Source organism: Streptomyces mayteni, from assembly GCF_054783955.1.
In genome coordinates this window covers 1-1357 of the sequence record NZ_BAAGPR010000263.1, presented here as the reverse complement: position 1 = coordinate 1357, position 1357 = coordinate 1, and the positions used below count along the sequence as shown (strand labels likewise).

Here is a 1357-nt window from a genome sequence, read left to right as displayed (position 1 = left end):
GCCGCGCCAGCGGCGCGTCGGCGCGCCGCCAAGCGGCGCGGCCGCTTTCGCGCTCGGCGCCGCGCGCCGCGCAACGTGCCGGAGGCCGGGAGAGGGCTCGTGGGGGCACCCCCAGCCGCCAGGCTGGGGGAGGGTGGGGGAATCCACCGGGGCAGCCACGTCGTGCCTCCTCAGACGCGCAGGTCGAGGAGGGCGGTGTAGACCTCCCAGACCGCCAGGGACAGCGGGACGACGGACAGCAGGATCACGGACTCCAGCAGGTCGAGGCCGCGGGAGAGCCGTGGGTTGAGGCGGACGCGGCCGGCGGAGACGGCGACGCCGCCGGCGATCAGGGCGACCAGCAGGGTGACGGGGAGCGCGATGCCGAGCAGCGGCAGCCGTTCGCCCATCCGGTCGGTGAGCAGGAACGCCGTCCCGCCGGCCAGCGCGAGCAGGCCGGCGGTGAGCGGGATCGCGGCCTGCGCCGTCTCCCGGAAGAGCCGGCCGCGCAGCAGCGTCAGGGTCAGCAGGACGCCGCCCAGGACGCTCGGCCACAGCTCGCCGGAGCCGAAGAGCACCAACGTGCCGCCGGCCGCGACCAGATGGCTGCCGACCAGCATGCCGACGAGCAGCCGCCGCGCCCTGGCGATCCGCTCCCGCAGCCGGTCGTGCTCCAGCTGGCTCGGCAGCGCCTCCAGGTCCTCGGCCGAGGCGACGACCTCGGGCGCCGGGATCCTGGCGACCCGCAGCGCCACGGTGGGCCACAGCGTGGTCAGGGCCAGGGCGAGCGGGGCGGCGACGGCGGCGGCCCTGGCGGGGTGCACGTCCCAGACGGCGCAGATCAGCGCGCCGCTCGCGGCCAGCGGGCCGGCCACCACCAGGGCCGTGAAGGTGCCGTCGCCGCCGCCGACCAACACCGGGCCGAGCGCGCCGATGACGGCCAGCACGGCGCAGGCGAGCAGCAGGTGCCCGGCGGTGAAGCCGGCGACCGTGCCCTCCTCGGTGCCGAGCAGTCGGACGGCGCCCAGCATGGCGGGCGGGGCGGCGAGCACGTCGGCGAAGGTGCCGGCGTCGCGGTCGCCGAAGGCGCGGGACATCAGGACGCCGACGAGCAGCGTGAGCGCGGCGGTGGCCAGGCCGAGCCAGCCGGGCAGCCGGCCCGGCGCGACGGCCAGCGCCGCGCAGGCGGCGAGGGTGCCGAGGGCGGCCAGCGCGCCGGCGGCCCGGCGGGTCGCGGCGGCCGGCCAGCCGACCGGTCCCGCCGCCGAGCCGATGACCTCGGTGACGTCGTCGTAGAGCGGCGGGGTGGCGTCGTCCGTGCCGTGGCCGACGAACAGCAGATCGCCCTCGCGCACCTCCTGCGCGGCGAGCGAGGCGG

At 78.3% G+C, this 1357-nt stretch carries 1 protein-coding gene; it reads right to left on the bottom strand.

Annotated features, from left to right (window positions below; translation table 11 throughout):
- Positions 1-170: 170 nt before the first annotated feature.
- A partial coding sequence (gene eccD / locus ACYVPE_RS39795; RefSeq protein WP_461038727.1) for a type VII secretion integral membrane protein EccD occupies positions 171-1357 on the bottom strand: 1187 nt, incomplete at its 5' end.